Genomic DNA, 4,527 nt, shown 5'->3' with positions numbered 1-4,527 from the left:
TCGCCACAGACGATCAATGCCACTCTGAACTGTGGGGCTCCAGCCCATAACTGCTAAACTCCCGCGCCTCATTTCTCTAAGGCGCGCCCGGCATGTCTTCCTTGAATCTGGCGCTGAGCGCCGCCCTCGACCAGCGCCAGGCCCTGCTCGACCAACTGCACCGGCAAGGCACCGACTGCTATCGCCTGTTCCACGGCAGCCAGGAAGGCGCGCCCGGCCTGACCGTCGACCGCTACGGCCCACAACTGCTGGTGCAGAGCTTCCACCAGTCCCTGGAGCGTGATGCGCTGCTGCAACTGCATGGCATCGTTAACGAACGCCTGGGCCTGGACACCCTGCTGGTCTACAACGATCGCTCCCGGGGCAACTCCCGCATCGACCGCCAGGACAGCGTCTACCAGGCTGACGAGGCCGCCCTGCAAGACCTCATCGGGCATGAATGGGGCTTGAACTACCGGGTTCGCGGGCGTCATGCCGGCCAGGATCCGTTGCTGTTCCTCGACCTGCGCAACGCGCGCGGCTGGGTCAAGGACCACAGCCGGGGCAAAAGCGTCCTGAACCTCTTCGCCTACACCTGCGGTGTAGGCCTCAGCGCCGCAGCCGGCGGAGCGCGGGAGGTCTGCAACCTGGACTTCGCCGAAGGCAACCTCGCGGTAGGGCGCGAGAACGGCCAGCTCAACCCCGAGCTGCCAGCGATGGAGTTCGTGCAGTCCGATTATTTCCCGGCGATTCGTCAACTGGCCGGCCTGCCCATCAGCCAGCGGCGAGGGCAAAAACTGCCCAGCTATGCTCGCCTGGAACCGCGTCAATACGACCTGGTGCTACTCGACCCACCGGCCTGGGCCAAGAGCGCCTTTGGCACCGTCGACCTGTTGCGCGATTACCAGAGCCTGCTCAAGCCAGCGTTGCTCACCACCGCCGACGACGGCGTGCTGGTTTGCTGCAACAACCTGGCGAAGGTGTCCATGGACGAATGGCGCGAACAGGTGTTGCGATGCGCGCAGAAGATCGGCCGGCCCGTGCGTGAATGGAGCGTGCTGGCGCCCGGCGACGACTTTCCGTCACAGGATCGGCAACCGCCGCTCAAAACGTTGATCCTCCAGTTCTGAGCAAGCCTCGGCAATCCCACGAAAAAAACGGACAAATCTTATAAAACACAGTGGCTTCGGAACCGTAAACGCATGCCATACTCCAAGGCACTCCGATTCATACCAGACGAAGCCACACATGCCCAAAGGATTGATTCGCGCTCTCGGCGCCCTGTTGACCGCATTGGCCCTCTACAGCCTGTTGGGCTTCCTGATATTGCCGGGCGTTGCCCTGCGTATCGCCAACCAGCAACTGGCCGCCCATGCGACGGTGCCGGCCCAGATCCAGCGCATCGAACTCAATCCTTTCAGCCTCGAAGTGACGGTGTGGGGCTTGATGGTCGGCGAACCGGGCAAGGAGCAGGTTGGCTTTGAACGCCTCTACGCCAACCTGCAGCTCGACAGCATTTGGTCCGGCGCCCTGCACCTGGCCGACATCGAGCTCGACAAGCCAAAGACCGAAGTGATATTCGCCAAGGACGGTCAGTTGAACCTGCTGGGCCTGTTCAAGCTGCCGCCCAGCGAGCCAACGCCAGCCGATCCCGAGGCCAAGCCGTTTCCCTTGCGAGTGGACCGGATCAAGCTCGCCAGCGGCTACGTTCACTTCCAGGACCTGCGGCCCAGCGAACCCATCGAGTTTCTCTACGACACCCTCGATTTCGAGCTGAAGAACCTCAGCACCCTGCCCGACGACAGCGCGGACATGACCCTGGTCGCCGCAGGCCCCGCGGGCGGGCAGATCGACTGGAAGGGTAACTTCAGCCTGGCACCGATTGCCTCCGAAGGGACGCTCAAGGTCACCGATGGCCAGATGAAAGCGTGGTGGCCCTACGTACGTGATGCGGTGCCCCTGGTGCTGGAAAACGGCGTGCTGAACCTCAGCACCGACTACAAACTCAATCTCTCCAAGGGCACGGAACTGCTCCTGAACAACACCGCTGTCAGCGTCGCCCCTTTCGCCATCAAGGCACCTGATGGGCGTCCCCTGGCAAGGCTTGAGCGTCTCGATGTCAGCGAAACCTCGCTGGACCTGGCCAAGCAACAGGTCATCGTCGGCAAGATCCGTAGCCAGAAGCTCGAAACCTGGGCTGCGCGGGAAGCGGACGGGCAATTGGACTGGCAGAAGCTCTTCGCCAGCCAGCCAGCCAAGCCAAAGGCCAAGGTAGAGCCGGCGTCGGCTCCAGCAGCGGCCGACTCGCCCAAGCCTGAGCCGACAGCACCGAGCAAGCCGTGGCAGGTGCTGCTCAAAGACGTGCAACTGCGCAATTACCAAGTGCACCTGGCCGACCGCCAGGCACAACCGGCCGTCGCGTTGGAGGTCGGCCCACTTAACCTGGACCTGCAGAACTACGACACCCTCAATGGCTCGCCTTTCAACCTCAAGCTGGATACCGGGCTGGGCAAGCAGGGCAAGATCCTCGCCGATGGCGAGGTCAACCTGAACCCAGTCACTGCGAAGCTCAACGTCAAGACGCAAGACATTGACCTGCGGGTCGCCCAAGCCTACATCAATCCGTTCATTCGCCTGGAGCTGCGCTCCGGGATGCTCGGCAGTGATCTGGTGGTAGACCTCAAGAGCACCGAACCGCTGGCATTCGCGGTCACCGGTCGCGCCCAGGTCGATCAGTTGCACACCCTCGACACCCTCAAGACCCGCGACTTTCTCAAGTGGCAGCGCCTGGAAGTCCAAGGCCTCAATTACCAGCATGGCGACAGCCTGTCGATCGACAAGGTCAACCTGTTCCAGCCCTACGCGCGCTTCATGATCAACGAAGATCGCACCACCAGCGTCGACGACCTGTTGATTCCACAACCGGCCGACGCCCCTGCGAAGAACGCGGCGGCCAAACCGGCCTCGAAGGATAAGCCGCTGGGTATTCATATCGGCGGCATCGCCATCAACGACGGCTCGGCCAACTTCGCCGACTTCAGCCTGACGCCAAACTTCGCCACGGCCATCCAGCAGCTCAACGGCGAGATCGGCACCATCGACAGCCGCCAGGCCAAGCCGGCCAGCGTGGATGTGAAAGGCAAGGTCGACCGCTATGCGCCCGTCACGATCAAAGGCGCGGTCAACCCCTTCGACCCGATGGCCAGCCTCGACATCGCCACCAGTTTCAAACGGGTCGAGCTGACCACCTTGACGCCCTATTCCGGCAAGTTCGCCGGCTACCGCATCCGCAAGGGCCGGCTCAATCTCGACCTGCATTACCGGATCACCAAGGGCCAGCTCCAGGCCGACAACAAAGTCGTGGTCGAGCAGTTGCAACTGGGTGAAAAGGTCGACAGTCCAGACGCCGTCAGCCTGCCGCTCAAGCTGGCCGTCGCCTTGCTCAAGGACTCCGAGGGCAGGATTACCATCGAACTGCCGGTCTCCGGCAACCTCAACGACCCGCAGTTCAGCGTGATGCCGATTGTCTGGCAGACCCTGCGCAACCTGGTGGTCCGCGCAGCCCAGGCGCCGTTCAAGCTCATCGGCGGACTGGTCGCCGGCGGTGGCTCGGAAGACCTGGGTAGCGTGGCATTCGCGCCGGGGGCCAGCGACTTGAGCAAGGAAAACGAAAGCGTGCTGCTCAAGCTGTCCGAAGCCTTGGGCAAGCGTCCGGAACTGCGACTGGAAATCGAAGGCACCGCCGCCGAAAGCAGCGACGGTCCGCTGCTCGCCGCCCAGCGCCTCGAACGCGAATACCAATACACCTATTACAAGATGCTGCAGCGCCGAGGCGATAAAGTCCCGGCCAAGGCTTCGTTGCTGCAAGTACCGGAGGACGAAAAGCCTCCCCTGCTGGAAGGGATCTACCGCACCCGGCTGAAAACCCAACCACCGGCTGAATGGACGCAGTTGGACAAGAAGGCCCGCATCGAGAAACTCCGGGAAGGGGTCATCAAGTTCTGGAGCGGCAGCGACCTGCTGTTGCGTGAACTGGGCCAGGAGCGCGCCAGCAGCATCAAGGACTTCCTCGTGGATAAAGGCAAGCTGGCCGATGACCGCGTGTACTTCATCGACGCGAGCCTGGGCCAGGCCGAAAAAGACGGCACCGTGATCACCCCCATGCACCTGGATGCCGAATGAAAATGAAGTATCTGCACGGACTCAGCCTGGGCCTGCTGCTCGCAGCCGGCCAGGCCTCAGCCGCCGATACGTTGCGCTGCGGCAGCCAGTTGATCAGCGTCGGGGATCGTTCGAGCGAGGTGCTGCAAAAATGTGGTCAGCCTGTGGCGCGTGATGACCTGGGCTACAAACGCAGCGTCAACCGCCGGGAAGAATATCCGGTGGAGGAATGGACCTACGGGCCCAACAGCGGGATGTACCAGTACTTGCGCTTCGAGGGGAATCGGCTGGTGGAGATTACCAGCAAGCGTGGGCGGTGATGGGTTGGGCTATTCCAGGTATCTGCAGCGACAGTGCCGACGCCTTCGCGAGCAGGCTCGCTCCCAC

General features: G+C 62.5%; 3 protein-coding genes. All 3 read left to right on the top strand.

From position 1 onward, the window contains the following. The first annotated feature begins 92 nt into the window (after positions 1–92). Positions 93–1,109 (top strand): class I SAM-dependent rRNA methyltransferase, encoded by a 1,017-nt coding sequence (locus tag OC610_RS21780; protein ID WP_264430681.1) that lies wholly within the window; start codon positions 93–95, stop codon positions 1,107–1,109. 118 nt (positions 1,110–1,227) lie between these two features. Further along, entirely contained in the window at positions 1,228–4,161 is a 2,934-nt protein-coding gene (locus OC610_RS21775) for a DUF748 domain-containing protein (protein WP_264430680.1), read from the top strand. A 2-nt stretch (positions 4,162–4,163) separates the two neighbouring features. Continuing rightward, a complete protein-coding gene (locus tag OC610_RS21770; protein ID WP_408636629.1) occupies positions 4,164–4,460 on the top strand; it encodes a DUF2845 domain-containing protein in 297 nt (98 codons plus the stop codon). Positions 4,461–4,527: the final 67 nt, after the last annotated feature.

The sequence above is a fragment of the Pseudomonas agronomica genome (genome assembly GCF_025917275.1).
Lineage (GTDB): Bacteria > Pseudomonadota > Gammaproteobacteria > Pseudomonadales > Pseudomonadaceae > Aquipseudomonas > Aquipseudomonas agronomica.
The sequence above is the reverse complement of the archived record's forward strand: the minus strand, read 5'-3'. Positions and strand labels throughout refer to the sequence as shown.

Excerpts from the sequence above, each read along its gene's own strand:
- OC610_RS21770 (WP_408636629.1), top strand. The coding sequence starts at position 4,164 with ATGAAGTATCTGCACGGACTCAGCCTGGGCCTGCTGCTCGCAGCCGGC.
- OC610_RS21775 (WP_264430680.1), top strand. The coding sequence starts at position 1,228 with ATGCCCAAAGGATTGATTCGCGCTCTCGGCGCCCTGTTGACCGCATTG.
- OC610_RS21780 (WP_264430681.1), top strand. The coding sequence starts at position 93 with ATGTCTTCCTTGAATCTGGCGCTGAGCGCCGCCCTCGACCAGCGCCAG.